Below are 18,179 nucleotides of genomic sequence, written 5' to 3' on the forward strand. Positions count from 1 at the left end.
CGATAACGGATACATTCAACATAATAAAGGCACTCCGCTATGTGGAGTGCCTTTATTATTTTTTAAATTGTCCGAGTTCGGTTCCATCGTCTCGGGTCATTCGAATAGCCAGTGATTTGGCAGATCCCGAAATATCGATAATGGTCCTTTTTCCAGCTTTTGGACCACCGCCTATAAATACAGGATAATTGTGGTCTTTATCTGCCGGATAGTATCCATATTGATGTGTATGGCCCGAGACCATTGCATCTATTTTATATTTCTGAAACAAAGGGTGGAAGCATTCCCGGTTATGCAATGTGCCATGCCATTCATCTGAATGGAATATTGGGATATGGCTGATAACCACCGTATGTTGGGCAGACTTTCTTTCTTTAGATTGTAATACCGTTTCCAGCCACTTCGCCTGTTCTTTTCTGTAATTGTCGTAATCTACGGTGCCAGCATACACTTCATGGCTGTCTGGTTTATCCTCACCACTGTCCAGCATAATCCAAAAAATAGGTCCCCTTTTGAAAGCTTGATAGTATTTATTGTTGGGATAACCGAAATACCGTTTGAAATTGCGGGCAAAGGAACCTCTCGTTTCATGGTTCCCACGGTTCATAATGAAAGGTTTGCTTGTCGCAATGAATTCGATAGGCTTCAGTAGTTTTTCTGTAATGTCCTCCTGATTGCTCACATAATGAAAAGAGTCTCCATTCAAGACAAAGAAATCATAGATTGAGGTGTCTTGATTGGGTACAAGATCACGATAACTACTTTTTTCTTCATGGACATCATTATAGACCAGGCAACGAATTTGTTCTTGATTATTTTTTGCCAGCTTGGCCTCAAAGATTGGGGTTTCGATTTCTTGCGCATAGACAATCTTATAAGGATCGAATTTTTGAATTTCTTTTGCTTTGATGCGATAGCGGAATGATCGGGGAGCCTCTTCGACAGTAAAATGAAAGAAATCTGTATTTGCATTAATCATACCATCTTCGGATTGATGGATGGTTTGCTGTACATTACCTGCATTGTCAAGGATTTCCAACCAAGCTAGAGCAGGTTTGCTCAAGATCGTAAAGATGCTGATGCCTTTCTCTGTCTGATTCTGTAAATATGCAGGTACTATAAAACTAAAATCTCCTTCTAGATTTTCTGTCTCTTTTTCTTTAGCGACGCTGATATTGGGTAATGTAATTCCGGCCAGTGCTAGCGCTTCTAAAAATCTTCTTCTATTAAAATTCATAATGGGTTATTTAATTTCGATTTCAACATATAATGGTCGATGGTCGCTCGCATACTTTTCTTCAAGGACATGATGGTTGAAGAATTTTGGATGTGATGACGTATTGACCATAATATAGTCTATTTCGGTATTAGGCTTATCTTGTGGAAAGGTTAGGCCATTTTGGCTAGTCGTTTTTGTAAATAACATACCAAGCTCTTTGATTGCAGGATCAGTGGGTTCGGAGTTTAAATCGCCGACGAGAATCGTTGGTAGCTTTTCATTTTTGAAACGGGATGTAATGAACTTTGCCTGTGCGATTTTGTTTTTGTCTTTTAGGTCCAGGTGGGTGTTCGCAAATAAGATCTTCTTATTGTTGACCCGCACTTCAACAATGGATAAGCTTCGACGTTCACTTTCGACGGGAGAAGGTAGAAAATGTTTTTCTACACGTTCTATCGGATGTTTCGATAATATTGCTGTGCCATATTCACCTTTTTCAAGGTCTATTCCTTTTGAAAAAATGTAGTGCATTCCTGTTAGCTCAGCTAATCTTTTGGCTTGATCCTCGTTGTAGGAGCGCCCTAGGTTGACATCAATTTCTTGCAATCCGACTAGGTCTGCATTACTGTTTTTAATAATTTGGGCGATGGTATCGAGATTGACAACAGATTCCTTTTCTGAGGGTGGATTCCCATGATGAATATTGAAGGAAAGTACGCGGATTTTTTGTGCACTGAGATGGAATACTGATCCAAAAAGGATCAAAAGAAATGCAATTAGCTTACGGTTCATTTTTCAAAGTTAAGTTTAGAATGAAGTCAGCGATTTATGTTCGCTCCGCTAAAAATACTAAAATCTTAGGGTACAAACTCAAAACTTTGGACATGTAACAAAATAATCATTTAAACAAAATAAAAATAGCCATCCCAAAAAGGATGGCTACCTACATTATACTAATTTTTACAGCAACTAGTCTTCATTTTCCTCTACATGAAGCATCGGATCTTCTCCTGTTACTTCAGTACGGATTTTTGCCTCAAGTTCATCCATTAGATCTGGATTGTCAAACAATAGGGCTTTTACAGCATCTCTACCTTGTCCTAATTTGGTTTCACCATAGCTAAACCAAGAACCCGCTTTTTTGATGATGCCATATTCAACACCTAAGTCAATGATTTCACCGACTTTTGAGATACCTTCACCAAAGATGATATCAAACTCCGCGATACGGAATGGAGGTGCTACTTTATTTTTTACAATTTTCACTTTTACACGGTTACCAGATACCTCGTCAGAATCTTTAATCTGTGATGTACGACGGATATCCAAACGTACAGAAGCATAGAACTTCAATGCGTTACCACCAGTTGTTGTTTCTGGGTTACCGAACATCACACCAATTTTTTCACGTAATTGGTTGATGAAAATACAACAACAGTTTGTTTTGGAAATTGTTCCGGTCAATTTACGTAATGCTTGAGACATTAAACGGGCTTGAAGACCCATTTTTGAATCACCCATTTCACCTTCAATCTCACCTTTAGGTACTAATGCAGCTACAGAGTCAATGACGATAACATCAATGGCACCTGAGCGAATTAAATTGTCTGCAATTTCTAAACCTTGTTCACCATTATCTGGCTGAGAAATTAATAGGTTCTCAACATCAACACCAAGCTTTTGTGCATAATATTTGTCAAAAGCGTGTTCCGCATCAATAATTGCTGCAATACCACCTTTTTTCTGTGCTTCAGCGACAATGTGTGTTGCTAATGTCGTTTTACCCGAAGATTCAGGTCCATATATTTCAATGATACGTCCTTTTGGAACACCGCCAATTCCCAAAGCAATATCCAATCCTAAGGATCCTGTAGAAATCGCCTCGATAGGCTCAACAGCTGTATCTCCTAATTTCATAATCGAACCTTTTCCAAAGCTCTTTTCCAATTTATCTAACGTCAGCTGTAACGCTTTTAACTTATCTGTGTTGCTCATATTTTTAGTATATATTTATCAAAATTAAAAATAAAAAATAATAAACCAAATATTTTCACTAAAAAAATTAGTTTTTTATTTCTGTCGCGCTTGGAGCACTCTTTATGTGATGGGTTTTCTCAAAGTATTTACACATGTAGGTAATCGGGCATTTTTCGCAGAGTGGTTTTCGGGCTAGACAAATATATCGTCCATGTAAGATCAACCAATGGTGCGCAACAGCAATGGTTTCTTTCGGGAGATTTTTGACTAATTGTTTCTCTACAGCCAATGGCGTTGTTGCACGGTAGGTTAAGCCAAGTCGGTTAGCCACACGGAATACATGGGTATCGACGGCCATCGCAGGGTTATGATATACCACAGACGAAATGACATTGGCCGTTTTTCTACCTACGCCAGGGAGCTTGACCAAATCTTCAATCTGCTCAGGCACGATATTGTTAAATTTTTCAATAAGCATTCGTGCCATTCCTACCAGATGCTTGGCTTTGTTATTGGGATAGCTTACCGAGCGGATATAACTAAATACTTCATCGACGCTAGAAGCTGCTAAAGTATGTGCATCCGGGTAACGTTCAAATAGCTTTGGCGTAACCTGATTAATTCTCTTGTCTGTGCATTGGGCAGATAGGATAACAGCCACAAGTAATTCATAAGGATTACTATAGTCGAGCTCTGTCTGCGCATCGGGATTATTTTTGGAGAAATATTCCACAAAAGCCTTGTATCGTTCTTGTTTTAACATCATTCCAAAACTAGCCAAAATTTCCATTAAAAAAGAAAACTTGCAGCTTACTCAGTGCTTATCAAATTTATTTTTTACAGTATAAATAGATTGTGATAGTCGTTTGCATAACGAGAGGCCCATCGCTTGTTTTAGGAGTGCTGAGACATTATTTGTCGACTTGGCGCAGGGCGTTTGTATTCCAATAAATAAGGCCTAATCTCAAGATTAGGCCTTTCTTTTTTCCATTTGTTTGGAATATGTCATGATATTCGCAATACATTTCTTGCTTGGATTAAGCAACATTTTGGGTAATTGAAGCTTCAATTCATTTTCTATATCCTCATCAGTCATTACCTTTTCGTTTTGGGTTAGTAAATTTTGAACTTCGTTTTCTGATTGGGTAAAGTTTTCTACCATAAGCATCTTAAGTTTTGTCCCTGTAAGTTAATTAATTAAACGGACAAAAGATGATTTTGGTATACAAAAAATGAGAATATTATTTATTTTTTCTTTTTACTACTAAATTCTTCGGCCTTTATGATGGCGTTATATGCATTGACAATCCCTCCAGTTACAGAAATATCCGCAAATCTGACTGTTTTTGTAGCCTCTTCACTAATTTTTACCTGGACCGTTTGTTCCGGTTTTACAACAGATTCTAGAATGATCTGCTTGGTTTCTGCTGCAGAAAGGTTGGGGTAATATGATCGTATCATAGCTGCTAGTCCCGCAACGACAGGGGCAGCCATACTCGTACCTTGTTCTTCTTTATATTTTGAATCTGGAATAGTGGAATTAATCCGAACCCCGGGAGCAAAAACATCAACTGTTTTTTTGCCATAATTGGAAAAATCTGCCAGAAGTTCGTTGTCCGGGTGTAAACCACTTGCGCCAACAGTGATCCAGTTATTTGCTATTCCTGTGGTGTCCCCCTTCGCATTCGTATAGTATTTCATTGGAAAATTGGGTTCCACATCATTATCCTCACTATCATTTCCAGCAGCATGTACCAGTAAGACATCTTTGGATTCAGCGTACTTAACAGCATCATCCACGGTCTGCTTGTTGTGTGAATAGCTTTTTCCGAAGCTCATGTTGAGCACTTTCGCTCCATTATCTACTGCATAACGGATCGCATTTGCGACATCTTTGTCCCGTTCATCGCCATCCGGTACTAAGCGTACTGTCAGTATCTTGACATTGTCTGCAACACCGTTTATACCAATATTATTGTTGCGTTTAGCAGCGATGATACCCGCAACATGGCTTCCATGGAGCGCGTCAGGTCCCTTTACATCCGCATTTCCGTAATGACGTTCAGAAGCATCCTCGTAATTGTCGCCAATAATGGGACGGGAGTCATACTCTTTATTTAAATGGTAGTCAACTTGATTGTTGAAATACTTCGCCCCCTCGGTGATATCATCAAAAAATTTGACAAAGCCATTCGTTTGAATTTCGTCTTTTGCATAACCAAGAGCAATACGTTGATTGTTCGATTTTGGGTTGAAATTCTCTAGATCGGCCAATGTGATTTCCTCTGGTTTTTTACCTATTTCACGAACGACGGCGTCCAAGTTGCGTTTAAGGGCATCATAGGAAAATTGGCCCATTTTGGCTTCTTCGAGCTTATTCTTGTATTTTGCCACCATTTCTTGATACACCAAAAAAGCCTTTCTGTCTGCTTCATTCAACTCAGTGGTTGGGGTGACATGGGCGAATTTTTTATCTAAAATCCGCAATTGCCTTGTTAATTCCAGATTGTCAAATTGAACATCTTTTCCATCGGCGTTTCCAATAAAGTTCCAGCCATATTTGTCATTGATATAGCCATTACCATCAGCATCTTTCCCATTGGAAACACTGTCTTTTGTATTGATCCAAACGACATCCTTCAGATCTTCGTGGAAAACATCCACACCACCGTCTAATACACCGACAATAACGGGTGTTGATTTTTTCCCCTTTAATAAAGTTTTATACGCTTTCTCCGTACTGATACCCATTACACCATCCGTGTTGTAATCTAAGTTATACCAATTCAGAGGAACAGCCTCAGCCTGAGCAAACGAGGTCATCGGCAAAGCACCCAAGGCAATCAGATATAGTGATTTCTTTAAATTCATAAAATTTTCTCCTAGCACAGTAGCAAATATAGTATTATTGGCCCTGTTGAATTGTTAATTTTTATTAAAAGTGACTTTTTATGTAGATAATGAAGGAGACAGAATAGATCGGCTTATAATATATTTCAAAATGAAGGGGATATTACAGTCAATCTATTCCTGTTTATATATTTTTGCTATTTCTCTAGAAATGCATTAAATTCAATGTTCTGGGGGGATGGAATAGCAAAGTACAGGTCGTATTTGTTTTTATTCAAAAAAAGAGATTTAGCGCATTCATATTAATATATGCAACATAACAAAAATATACAGTGGCCCGAAGTTTCGGCCCCGATAGCAGCAGCACATCCACGCAAAAGACAAATTCATGGAGATACTGTCATTGACGATTATTACTGGATGATTGACTATTTCAAAAAAGGACAACGATCAGCAGAAGTTATCGACTATCTGACTGCGGAGAATACCTATACTGCCGCGATGTTAAAGGAGACAGAATCTTTTCAGGAAGATTTATTCCGGGAGATGAAATCCCGTATCAAGGAAACAGATGAGTCGGTACCCTATTTTAAAAATGGTTACTATTATTACAGTAGAACAGAGGAAGGTAATCAATATTTCAAATTTTGCCGGAAGAAAGGGACCTTGGATGCTGACGAAGAGCTATTATTGGATATTGATCATCTCGCAGAAGGTTATGCCTATTATGCAGCAAAAGGCTTTTCGATCAGTCCTGACAATCGCTTGTTGGCTTTTAGTGTGGATACGGTTTCCCGAAGGGAATACACGGTATATATCAAGAATCTAGAGACAGGTGAGATCTACCCCGATCGGATCGTTAATACCGAAGGTGCTGCAATTTGGGGGAATGATAACCAGACCCTGTTTTATACAGCCAAGAACCCAGTAACATTACTGAGTGAAAAAATTATGCGGCATACACTGGGAACCGATGTTTCCACAGATGTGTCTGTGTATGAGGAAAAAGATAACACAAATTATATCGCAGTTGGTAAATCAAAAAATGGTAAATACATTATTATCAGTTCGGAAGGTACCCTGTCCTCCGAAATATGGTTGTTGGATGCCGATCTTCCCAATAATGATTTTAAGGTGTTTCAACCACGCCGAAACGATGTGCTTTATACCGTAGTTCCTTTGCAGGATCGTTTTTTAATATTGACGAATGATGACGCGATTAATTTCCGAATTATGCAATGTCCATTGGACAAAACAGATCGGGAACATTGGACCACATTTATAGACCATCGGCCAGATGTCCTCGTAAGCGATATTGAGGAATTCAGGTCATTTTTGGCAATAGCTGAACGAAAAGATGGATTGACACAGTTGGCAATTTATGACCTGAACAGCCAAGAGCAGCATTATCTGGATTTTGGAGAGGTGGCCTATACAGTATATCCAGGGATAAATGTTGAATATAATTCCGAAAAATTGCGTTACGGATATACTTCATTGGTAACACCTAGTTCCGTATATGAGTATAATATGGGGGATCGCAGCAAAACATTGCTGAAACAACAGGAAGTTTTGGGCGGCTATGACCAGAATGCCTATAAGACTGAACGTATCTACGCCGTGGCGAGGGATGGAGTAAGGGTGCCTATTTCTCTTGTTTATAAGGAGGGAACTCAATTAGATGGCACGGCTCCTTTATTGCAATATGCCTATGGTTCTTATGGAGCCTCTATGGATCCCAGTTTTTCCAGCAATCGCTTGAGTTTATTGGATCGCGGTTTTATATATGCATTGGCACATATCCGTGGTGGCGAAGAAATGGGGCGTCAGTGGTATGAGGATGGGAAGATGATGCATAAAATGAATACTTTTTATGATTTTGTGGATTGTGGGAAGTATCTTATTGAACAGCGTTATACATCGCCAGACCACCTTTATGCGCAAGGAGGCAGTGCTGGAGGACTTCTGATGGGCGTAGTTGCAAATATTGCAGCGGCGCAATATCAGGGGATTATAGCACAGGTGCCATTTGTGGATGTTGTGAATACGATGTTGGATGAGACAATACCATTAACAACAAATGAGTATGATGAATGGGGTAACCCAAATGAATCCGATGCTTATTTTTATATGAAAAATTATTCACCTTATGAGAATGTCGAACCGCAAGAATATCCAAATCTACTGGTTACAACGGGATTGCACGATAGTCAGGTTCAATATTTTGAGCCCGCCAAATGGGTTGCGAAATTACGGACGGTCAAAACTGGGGATTCCGTTTTACTCTTGAAGACGGATATGGATTATGGACATGGAGGTGCCTCGGGCAGATTTGACTATCTGAAAGAAATTGCGATGGAATATGCCTTTCTGTTTAAACTGGAAGGGATCAACCACTAAAATAGAATATGATGACAACAATAAAAAAGCGGCTTTTGCCGCTTTTTTATTGTTGAGCATGATTAATGCTGTCCTGTTGTTTTTGTAAACGTTCTTCACGTTCGATTTCTCGAGAATCGATTTGATGTTGTTGATAGTTGTCCATCGCAACTTTGCTTGCTTTCTGCGATACGTAGATCGCCAATATGGCAACTATGGTAATGATTGCAAGCCCCCAAGCATATTTACGTTTGTCCTGTTTGACAAGCCAATACATAAAGATGATATAGGGCACAGCAAAAATAATATAGAAAATTAAACTCGGTGACATGCTATTTTCCTCTAAATGATGTATACAAAAGTATCGTTTTTGTCTAAAAATAACGAACCCATAGAAAAAACACAGCTTTTCAATTGACAAAGCCTTAAACCTTTATCAGTTTTATTGTCAAATTAATATCGGTTGTACTGTGTGGGCATGCCCCAGTTATAGTTGATTAATTGCTTGAAAATGAAGGTTGCAGGGCGGTTTTGATGCTTGATTGTAATTTTTTAATTTTTGCAAAAAATCCATGATAATATTGTGGAAAAGAAAAAAATATTTTTATACATTTGCATCGTCAGAAACAATTGACAGAGAAATAAAAATGAAACAGAGCAAAAAGAACGACTATTCTTATACTCAAACTTTTGAGAAGTTTATGAGAAAGGTCTTCTGTGCTTTCATTTTCGTAGAAATGCCTGTTTTACGCTTCCGACGACCCATACTACCTCGGGCTTGATTTGAGGTAGTGAATCTTTCCAAGCAAAACCATGATTGTCCGATGGTTTTTTGAATCCATTATTTTATTTATTCAGTAACAAAACGCAGCAATAGTTGTTGTTTTATTATTAGGGTCGTAAGTCAATGACTATATCAGATTTTTTAATTATTCCAGCTAAACCTGAGCATGCGCACTATGCGGAGGTTATTTGCAACGAAATGTTCGAGTCTGCAAAGGCTCGTGGTACTGGTATTGCACGTCGTAAACCAGAGTATGTTGCCAAGAAAATGAATGAAGGTAAAGCAGTGATTGCTTTGCATAAAGACGGTCGATGGGCAGGGTTTTGCTATATTGAAACTTGGGGCCACGGTGATTACGTCGCAAATTCAGGACTTATTGTCAATCCCGAATTTCGAAAAGTTGGTTTGGCAAAGGCCATTAAGAAAAGGGTGTTTGATTTGTCTCGTGAGCAATATCCCAAAGCGAAGATATTTGGTCTGACTACGGGTTTTGCTGTCATGAAAATTAATTCAGAGCTGGGATACGAGCCGGTACCTTATTCAGAATTGACGACCGATGACGAATTTTGGAAAGGATGCCAGAGCTGTGTTAATTACGAGATTTTAATGAGCAAAGATCGTAAGAACTGCATGTGTACCGCTATGCTTTGGGATCCAGAAGAAAAAGAACGTGAACTGAGAGAAAAGATTCAGCGCAAGCATGAGGCAAAGGAGCGTTTGGAAAGAATCACACAAAAACAATCGTTATTAAAACGTATACAGGCAAAGTTTTGGAAGTCGGCAAATAAGTTTATTGCGGTCAATTTTCCAAAGCATAATAAAGTTGCCAAAGGATTTTAATAAGAATCATACATAGCATGTCAACTGGCGTAGCAGCCATTGAAAATAAATAATGAACAGGGGATGAAACGGTCAATTTAAGGTTTGAATAGAACCGGATTGGTTCATAATCGTTTCACCACATTAAAAACAATTTATCTCAATGAAAAAAGTAGTTTTAGCATTCAGCGGAGGATTAGATACTTCGTTTTGTTGTATTTATCTGACGCAAGATTTAGGTTTAGAGGTTCATTCCGTCGTCGTAAATACAGGTGGTTTTTCGGATGAAGAATTGAAGAATATTGAAGCACGTGCTTATGCATTAGGCGTGAAATCACATACAGCGATTGACGAAACAGCAGACTATTACCGCGAAACTATTAAATACTTGATCTTTGGTAACGTGTTGAAAAATGCAACATACCCATTGTCAGTATCCGCTGAACGTGTATGTCAGGCTACTGCCATTGCAAACTATGCGAAGAAAATCGGAGCTGAATGTGTGGCACATGGTTCTACTGGTGCTGGAAATGACCAGGTACGTTTTGACATGATTTTCCAAACCTTGATACCAGGCGTTGAAATTATTACACCTATCCGTGATCTACAGTTATCTCGTGAAGCGGAAATAGAATACTTGAATAAACATGGTGTTGAATATTCGGCAGAAAAAGCAAAGTATTCGATCAATAAAGGTCTTTGGGGTACTTCTGTAGGTGGAGCAGAAACATTGACATCCAATCAATATCTACCGGAATCAGCATGGCCAACGCCAGTGACTTCTTCAGAACCCCAACAGATCACGATAGATTTTGAAAAAGGGGAGCCAGTTGCCTTAAACGGAGAGAAAATGGCATCTGTGAAAGTCATTCAGGAATTGCAAGCAATTGCGCAACCTTATGGCATCGGTCGTGATATTCACGTAGGTGATACAATTATTGGTATCAAAGGTCGTGTAGGTTTTGAAGCTGCAGCTTCAGTGATTTTAATTAAGGCACACCACACCTTGGAAAAACATACGCTGACTAAATGGCAATTATCTTGGAAAGATCAAATCGCTGCTTTCTATGGAAATTATATGCACGAAGGACAGATGCACGATCCTGTGATGCGGGATATTGAAGCATTCTTACAGTCTTCACAAGACACTGTAACGGGCCGTGTGATCGTGGAATTACATCCTTATCGTTTTGTGGTGATTGGTATTGAGTCGGAGCACGATTTAATGTCCAATAAATTCGGTAGCTACGGTGAGATGAATAAAGGCTATACGGGTGATGATGTGAAAGGTTTCTCGAAAATTTTCGGAAACCAGACTATTATCTGGCATAAAGTAAATCAAAAATAAAGGAATAAAGATACTTCTGTAAGCCACAGGCTTACAGAAGTAGAGTCTTAATACTAGCTACTCAATACGAAATAGAAAATATGATAAAAGTAGGAATCGTTGGTTCAGCAGGATATACGGGCGGAGAATTATTGCGGGTATTGATTTATCATCCTGAAGTAGATATTGTGTTTGCTAATAGTGCATCTAACGCAGGAAACAAATTATATGAAGTTCACAATGATCTGTTCGGTGATACAGAACTGACCTTCTCTTCTGACTTTCATAGCGACATTGACGTCTTGTTTCTATGTGTAGGACATGGTGATGCACGTAAGTTTTTAGACGCGAATCCGGTAGCATCAGCTGTAAAGATTATTGACCTTTCGCAGGATTATCGTCTTCGGGCAAATACATTATACCAAGGACAGCAGTTTATATATGGACTTCCAGAACTAAACAAGGAAGCGATCAGATCTGCACAGTATATTGCCAATCCGGGTTGTTTTGCCACTAATATTCAATTGGCATTATTGCCATTGGCGAATAAAGGGTTATTGCCTAATCAGATTCATGTCAATGCAACGACCGGATCTACTGGTGCCGGACAGAAGCCTGGTGCGACCACGCACTTCTCTTGGCGTAACAACAATCTTTCTGCATACAAGTCTTTCGAACATCAACACCTACAGGAAATTTCGGAGTCTTTGGATCAATTACAAAGTGGATTTTTGCCAGCATCTGGTGATTCGTTGTTAGCGCGGGCTGCTGAAAAGATAAATTTCGTTCCACAGCGTGGTGATTTTGCAAGGGGAATTTTCTCAGCGATTTATGTAGACTCCGATTTAACGGAGGAACAAGCTTACGAGTTATACGAAGCGTATTATGCAACACATCCATTTACGCACGTTAGCCGCAGCAATATCGACCTCAAACAAGTTGTAAATACCAATAAAAGTATTATCCATTTGGAGAAACATGGGAATAAGTTGCTAATCTTAAATGCTACAGATAATTTGTTGAAAGGGGCATCTGGACAAGCTGTGCAAAACATGAACTTAATGTTCGGATTGAATGAGCGTACAGGGTTAAATTTAAAGAGTGTTGGTTTTTAGTTATTTATGACTTATTCAACAGCTGTATTAACAGAATGTGAATAAGCGGGATGGGTAAAAACTCTATAAAATACAGTTATCAACATAGTTGTTAACACTGTGTGGAAAAGTGAAGGGGATAACCGCTTCACTTTTTTTATTCCCGTTGCGGTTTGTATAAAGAATAATGTGGATACGCTCAATGACTGTTCAGGTATTAGGCCAATTTTAATGGAATATTGAGGTAGTTAGCCGTCGGTTTATGCATTGTATTGTTACCGTATGTTTCTTAACTTAGTGAGTATAAAATCGAGTTTTATTCGATCTTGTTTAGCCAAATCAATGTAGCGATAACCAATTTCAAAATGGAAAAAAGACCACGTATAAAACTCATACCGACGCTCGGCGATATCATATTGGAATTAATTGGTTACCTGTCCTTATTCACGTTATGGTATCTGGTTGCTATAAATTATTATAAACTCCCCGAAACTATTCCCGTGCATTATAATACTGCAGGAAATGCGGATAATTTTGGTGGGAAAGAAACTATTTTTGCTTTACCAATTATTGCCACAATACTATTTATAGGGATGACTATCCTAAATCGATTTCCACATATTTTTAACTATCCGGTTCGGATAACTGAAGAAAATGCCTTCCGGCAATATGCGAACGCAAGGTCTATGATACGGTATTTGAAATTTATTGTTGTAGTTATTTTTGGTGTAATCACTTTCAAGGCTATTCCAAATTCAGCAGGAACTTCAGAGGGGTTGGGCGAATGGTTTCTGCCGTTGACACTGGGATTTATTTTTTTTCCTCTGATCTATTACGTTGTACAGGCATTTCGGAAAGCTTAGTATTTCATTACGATCACTTGCTATGCACTATATTCATTCCATAAGAAATACAAAACCAATCGAGGATCGAATAGCTTATCCATTTAATATTGCTTCAATATTGAATTTGAATGAATTGCGTTTTAGATCCCCCGTAACCTTTATCATTGGCGAGAATGGTTCGGGTAAGTCCACCTTGGTGGAAGCTATTGCCATTAATGCTGGTTTCAATCCCGAAGGAGGAACTAAAAACTTTAATTTCCATACGAAAGACTCCCATTCCGAACTTTTTAATGACCTGCAGGTCATAAGAACAGCTTTTCGTGAAAATGATGGGTTTTTCTTACGAGCCGAGAGCTTTTATAATGTAGCGACAGAGGTTGATGATATATTTGAAGATGATCTGGGAGCTCTTGAGACAAATTATGGAGGCTCATTGCATGAATGCTCTCATGGGGAGAGTTTTCTTAATTTAATGCACAAACGCTTTTCAGGACGTGGACTGTATCTACTTGACGAGCCTGAATCAGCACTTTCCATCAATAGCCAATTTCGGCTACTAACGAGAATGAATCAATTGGTCAACAATAAGTCTCAATTTATTATTGCTACCCATTCGCCAATTTTGCTGGCTTATCCAGATGCAGAGATTTATACCGTGTCTGAATTCGGCTTGCAACAGGTGGAATATGAAGAAACAGAACAGTTTAAACTCTATAAGTATTTTCTGAATAATTATCAGAAGATGGTTGCCGAACTCGGCTTACATGAATAGGCATTGATTTATTACTGTTTTTTTTACACAATCGATTGATGTACATTTGGTTTCTTTTCATCACAATCTAAGTTTTATCTTCATAAAAGTAATACATTTTTCAGGAACCAATATAAATTCACGCTTATATCAATGTAATTGATATAGGACGGTTTATGTTCGAAAATAAGTTGGATTGATATCCTTCAACTGCTATAAAACCTTGGCGGCTTAGGCGACATAAGTAGCCAAGCCAAACGACAAAAGATGAAAAAAAAATTAAACAGATGAAAAGAAAATTCTTTATCAAGCACCTCTTCATAGGTGCCTTATCTTGCCTTTCATTAGGTGTTAATGCGCAGACCTCTACGAAAGTTTATTCCGTTCCGCTCGCGGGCAATGCTTTTATTACTACCGGACAAGATGGTGGTGCGGAAATTTCAGGGCGCAATGGATTGGTGAAGTGGTCGAGTGATCAAAGCATTGCATCGGTATATTTCAGAACAGAGAAAACCGGAAACCTTGAATTGAAGCTCAAAGCAAAAGCTGATGCTGGGAATTCCTCTAAAATAGAGATTTCTGCCCTAGGAAAAAAGAGCTCCTTAGATATCAAAGGGACTGAGCTATCCGAAACAGCGGCCTTGTCTATTGATGTCAAAACACCTGGCTACGTGCAGGTGAATTTAAAAGGATTAAGTAAGTCGGGTGATACCTTTGCTGATGTAACGGAATTAATCGTTAGTGGAGAGGCTGCATCTGAAGGTCTTACCTACTCAAATGATCCTGATTATTACTATTGGTCACGTCGTGGTCCTTCCTGTCACTTAAATTATACGATACCGAGTGAAGGGAATGTCAGCTATTATTACAATGAGGTAACTGTACCAAAAGGAGAAGATAAAATCGGTTCATATTTTATGGCCAATGGTTTTGGAGAGGGCTACTTCGGGATACAGGTGAACTCGGAGACCGAACGACGTATTCTTTTTTCGGTTTGGAGCCCCTTCCATACGGATGATCCGAAAAGTATCCCAGAAGATCAAAAAATCCATTTATTGAAGAAAGGAAAAGACGTGCATACAGGAGAATTTGGCAACGAGGGATCCGGTGGGCAGAGTTACCGTAAATATTTCTGGAAAGCGGGTGAAACCTATAAATTCTTGTTGAAGGGTGTCCCAGATGGAAAAGGAAATACAGACTATACTGCCTGGTTTTTTGTACCTGAGGAAAATGCATGGAATGTAATCGCCAGTTTCAAACGTCCGCAAACAAATACATATTTAAAAAGATTTCATAGTTTCCTAGAGAATTTTAGTCCGAATCAGGGATATCTAGGAAGACAGGTGGAATTTAAAAATCAATGGGTTTATGACGGTCAATGGCGCCCTGTTCAATCCGCTTCATTTAGTGTTGATAATACCTACCGTGCTCATCAACGTATTGATGCTATGGGGGGAACAACAAAAAATGGCTACTTTTTAAGGAATGGAGGCTTCTTTAATGAGATTGTTAAACCGGGCAGCAAGTTTGACCTTGTCAATAAAAATACTGCACCGAAAATTGATTTTGAGAAATTACCGTAGCTAAGATGGTAATACAATGATCCACTAATGTACTGTTACAAAAAGTAAGCGCCTGATATTTTAATATCAGGCGCTTACTTTTAAATGACTATTTTTCGGAGAGTTTAATATCTCGTTCTACCGATACATTATCGCCGGTAACGGCATTTCCCTCTTTATCTACCAAGGTTAATTTTACTTTGTTATTCCCCATAGGTAAGCCCTTAATCTCATAGGGACCCCATTTGTCCAAAGTAAAAGTTTGACCGTTAATATCCGCGTTAATCTTGTTACCGTCCGGAGCAATACTTGTGTTGACCAGATAGAAATCTAAAAGGACATTTTTGGTTTCATCACCTTTGTATTCTCCTTTTGGACGAGAATAGAATAAGGATGCTTCTTTAGGTGTCGGCTCCTGTGTCAATTTACCCGTTGCATCTATCTTGAATTTAATCAATTTTGAGGCCTCAGCTGTTTTAATGGATTCGTGATAAGACCGCGACAAAAACGATAGGAGATAATGCTCTGAATTTAAAGCTAAAGTGACACTGTGTTCCGGTTTATATAATGCAGTATATGGTTTATTGTCCAAAATAAAATGGATGTGCTGTCCATCATGTGAGTTTGCCATGTGAGCTGCATGCTCGTCCGTTGTCATTTCAGTAAGCTTAAAGTTGCTAACATTATATTTCACGGTAACTTTTGCGGAGTCTGTACCTACTTTTTCAGCGCTTATGGAAGAGATTCCTAGACTCGCTCCTGGAAATTGTTTTGAATCTGCAATTGGACTAACGGAAATAGAATCCATTTTCTGTGCAATACTTGTATCGGGACCACCCATTGAATCTGTATGGTCGGAGCCCTTTTTGGTTGAATTATTACATCCAATAGCTCCGATTAATAAAGTTAATGCGGCGGTAATGCCGGTAATTCTGTAGTATTTCATGATCTTTTGTTTAAATTTTTAACACTCAGCATCTTAAATAACAATAGTACGGGATCTTTTGTTTGTAGTAATGGTAAAACAAGGTTTTGATTGTAGGCATATGTTATATTCAGTTGCAATAAAACTTGTTTAATAGTTCTTGAAAGCACCTAACAGTCCAGAACAATTAGAACCTATTATTTGAACAAATAAATATTTTAAAAAAATTATTCATATTAGATGTAATAAATAGAAAGCTTGAGATGTCTTGCTTATATAGAATGCAAAAATGGTAAAGGAAATGATATAGCTTGTATTTATAACGAATAAAGAAAAATTAGGTAAGCTGAAGGTTTGTACGATCAAAATCTCAAATCTAACATCTCAATACTAAATACTAAAATGAACCAAGAGCAATTTAAGAATACCGTTTTCGTCCATAAGGATAAGCTATTTCGCTTTGCGAAACGGATCTTGGTTGATGAGGATGAGGCGTTTGATGCGGTTCAAAATGTGATGATGCGTCTATGGCAGGGGAAAGATAAATTGTATCAATATAAGAATTTGGAGGCATTTTGCATGCAGAGTGTTAAAAATGAAGCACTAAATCGGATAAAAAGAGATAAAGTCCGTACAGATTTTGCCGAACACCATCAGATTATTTCAACAACAGAAAATGCTGTTGGAAATACGAAAGAAATAATTTTAGAGATGATCAACTCGCTGCCTGAGAAGCAGCGTCTTGTAATGCACCTACGCGATGTGGAGGATTATGATATAGAGGAGATCGGTGAAGTGCTGGAAATGGGGGAGTCTGCTGTTAGAGTTAATCTAATGCGGGCCAGACAGAAAGTAAAGGAACAGTTGACAAAATTATTTGATTATGAAAGCTCCCGGATTTATTCAAATAAAAAATAGATCCAATAGCTATCATTAATAGTGATACTCAAATTTGTAATGATGAAAAACAGAAGATTAGAGGAATTGAAAGATAAATACTTTGATGGCAAGTCGTCATCGGAGGAAGAAAGGGAACTGAAAAAATCGGATGAACTGTTCTTTCAGCTATTGGATCAGGAAAAGGATGTGAAAATGGATTGGTCGTTTGAGGATTTTGAAAATCAAGTCAAAGCAGATCAGAAAATCATCCGATGGCGAGACAATATCTGGATAAAATATGCAGCTGCGGCAATTCTCCTGGCGGTTATGGGATTAACCTTTTATCTGAATCAAGAGCCAGCAACACAGCCGTCGGTACTTGCTAATAAAGAACTGAAAGAGCCTCAAAGACCGTCGACGAAGGTGGTGACGGAGAACAGTGAAGCAACAGTTCATTCGGATGTGGAGACGGTGGCAAGCAGAGACAGGAAACGAAGTGCAATGCTCACGGCAAATACTTCGACGCGTTCCAATCAGCGTGTACGATCAAATAGAATAATGGCGAAAAAGAAGAAGGTTATTCAATCTTTACAACAAATGGAGGAAGGCTATCAAGCGGATTATGTTGTATTGAACGGTAAACCTGTTGCCAACGAAGAGGAGGCTGTAGAACTGACGCTCCGTTCATTGGGATTATTGGCAAATAATCTGGAAAATGGAGTAGATAAAGCAATGAATATAAAACAAATGTCAATATCGATTAACTAA

At 38.6% G+C, this 18,179-nt stretch carries 17 protein-coding genes; 9 read left to right on the forward strand and 8 right to left on the reverse strand.

The genetic code is table 11. The annotated features are described in order from the left end of the window. Positions 1–55: 55 nt before the first annotated feature. The 6 genes from ABFX33_RS26455 to ABFX33_RS26480 form a co-directional block, all read right to left on the reverse strand. Positions 56–1,237 (reverse strand): metallophosphoesterase family protein, encoded by a 1,182-nt coding sequence (locus tag ABFX33_RS26455; RefSeq protein WP_120261699.1) that lies wholly within the window; start codon positions 1,235–1,237, stop codon positions 56–58. Positions 1,238–1,243: 6 nt separating this feature from the next. After that, a complete protein-coding gene (locus ABFX33_RS26460) occupies positions 1,244–2,011 on the reverse strand; it encodes an endonuclease/exonuclease/phosphatase family protein (RefSeq protein ID WP_346089273.1) in 768 nt (255 codons plus the stop codon). A 177-nt stretch (positions 2,012–2,188) separates the two neighbouring features. Further along, positions 2,189–3,214, reverse strand: coding sequence for a recombinase RecA (gene recA / locus ABFX33_RS26465; RefSeq protein WP_108636164.1), 1,026 nt, complete (start codon positions 3,212–3,214; stop codon positions 2,189–2,191). A 67-nt stretch (positions 3,215–3,281) separates the two neighbouring features. Beyond that, positions 3,282–3,959: an endonuclease III gene (gene nth / locus ABFX33_RS26470; RefSeq protein WP_257096991.1), complete on the reverse strand. Its 678-nt coding sequence runs from the start codon at positions 3,957–3,959 to the stop codon at positions 3,282–3,284. 207 nt (positions 3,960–4,166) lie between these two features. Beyond that, the gene (locus tag ABFX33_RS26475) at positions 4,167–4,358 is read right to left on the reverse strand and encodes a hypothetical protein (RefSeq protein ID WP_346089274.1); all 192 of its coding nucleotides are present in this window, start codon (positions 4,356–4,358) and stop codon (positions 4,167–4,169) included. A gap of 83 nt (positions 4,359–4,441) precedes the next feature. Beyond that, the gene (locus ABFX33_RS26480) at positions 4,442–6,067 is read right to left on the reverse strand and encodes a S8 family peptidase (protein WP_346089275.1); all 1,626 of its coding nucleotides are present in this window, start codon (positions 6,065–6,067) and stop codon (positions 4,442–4,444) included. A 288-nt stretch (positions 6,068–6,355) separates the two neighbouring features. Here ABFX33_RS26480 and ABFX33_RS26485 point away from each other — a divergent pair, with 288 nt between their 5' ends. Then, positions 6,356–8,446, forward strand: a complete 2,091-nt coding sequence (locus tag ABFX33_RS26485) for a S9 family peptidase (protein WP_346089276.1) — start codon at positions 6,356–6,358, stop codon at positions 8,444–8,446. 46 nt (positions 8,447–8,492) lie between these two features. On the opposite strand, the gene ABFX33_RS26490 is transcribed toward ABFX33_RS26485, so the two are convergent. Then, a complete protein-coding gene (locus ABFX33_RS26490; RefSeq protein ID WP_120261693.1) occupies positions 8,493–8,756 on the reverse strand; it encodes a hypothetical protein in 264 nt (87 codons plus the stop codon). 576 nt (positions 8,757–9,332) lie between these two features. Here ABFX33_RS26490 and ABFX33_RS26495 point away from each other — a divergent pair. The 6 genes from ABFX33_RS26495 (at position 9,333) to ABFX33_RS26520 (ending at position 15,628) form a co-directional block, all read left to right on the forward strand. Further along, a complete protein-coding gene (locus tag ABFX33_RS26495) occupies positions 9,333–10,049 on the forward strand; it encodes a GNAT family N-acetyltransferase (RefSeq protein WP_120261691.1) in 717 nt (238 codons plus the stop codon). A 142-nt stretch (positions 10,050–10,191) separates the two neighbouring features. Next, a complete protein-coding gene (argG, locus tag ABFX33_RS26500) occupies positions 10,192–11,376 on the forward strand; it encodes an argininosuccinate synthase (RefSeq protein WP_120261690.1) in 1,185 nt (394 codons plus the stop codon). An 80-nt stretch (positions 11,377–11,456) separates the two neighbouring features. Beyond that, positions 11,457–12,470 (forward strand): N-acetyl-gamma-glutamyl-phosphate reductase, encoded by a 1,014-nt coding sequence (argC, locus tag ABFX33_RS26505; protein ID WP_346089279.1) that lies wholly within the window; start codon positions 11,457–11,459, stop codon positions 12,468–12,470. Between the two features lie 344 nt (positions 12,471–12,814). After that, on the forward strand, positions 12,815–13,312 hold the full coding sequence (locus ABFX33_RS26510) for a DUF1648 domain-containing protein (protein ID WP_346089280.1): 498 nt from the start codon (positions 12,815–12,817) through the stop codon (positions 13,310–13,312). Positions 13,313–13,334: 22 nt separating this feature from the next. Then, the gene (locus ABFX33_RS26515; RefSeq protein ID WP_346089281.1) at positions 13,335–14,066 is read left to right on the forward strand and encodes an AAA family ATPase; all 732 of its coding nucleotides are present in this window, start codon (positions 13,335–13,337) and stop codon (positions 14,064–14,066) included. A gap of 266 nt (positions 14,067–14,332) precedes the next feature. Continuing rightward, complete coding sequence (locus tag ABFX33_RS26520) at positions 14,333–15,628, forward strand: DUF3472 domain-containing protein (RefSeq protein WP_346089282.1); 1,296 nt, start codon at positions 14,333–14,335, stop codon at positions 15,626–15,628. Between the two features lie 88 nt (positions 15,629–15,716). Here the strand turns inward: ABFX33_RS26520 and ABFX33_RS26525 are convergent, their stop codons facing one another. Next, the gene (locus ABFX33_RS26525; RefSeq protein ID WP_346089284.1) at positions 15,717–16,553 is read right to left on the reverse strand and encodes a hypothetical protein; all 837 of its coding nucleotides are present in this window, start codon (positions 16,551–16,553) and stop codon (positions 15,717–15,719) included. Positions 16,554–16,934: 381 nt separating this feature from the next. Between ABFX33_RS26525 and ABFX33_RS26530 the strand changes: the two genes are divergently transcribed. Together ABFX33_RS26530 and ABFX33_RS26535 are read left to right on the forward strand one after the other, a co-directional pair. After that, positions 16,935–17,450, forward strand: a complete 516-nt coding sequence (locus ABFX33_RS26530) for an RNA polymerase sigma factor (protein WP_120261683.1) — start codon at positions 16,935–16,937, stop codon at positions 17,448–17,450. Positions 17,451–17,492: 42 nt separating this feature from the next. Further along, positions 17,493–18,179, forward strand: a complete 687-nt coding sequence (locus ABFX33_RS26535; RefSeq protein ID WP_120261682.1) for a hypothetical protein — start codon at positions 17,493–17,495, stop codon at positions 18,177–18,179.

It is taken from the genome of Sphingobacterium ginsenosidimutans (assembly GCF_039536865.1).
Lineage (GTDB): Bacteria > Bacteroidota > Bacteroidia > Sphingobacteriales > Sphingobacteriaceae > Sphingobacterium > Sphingobacterium detergens.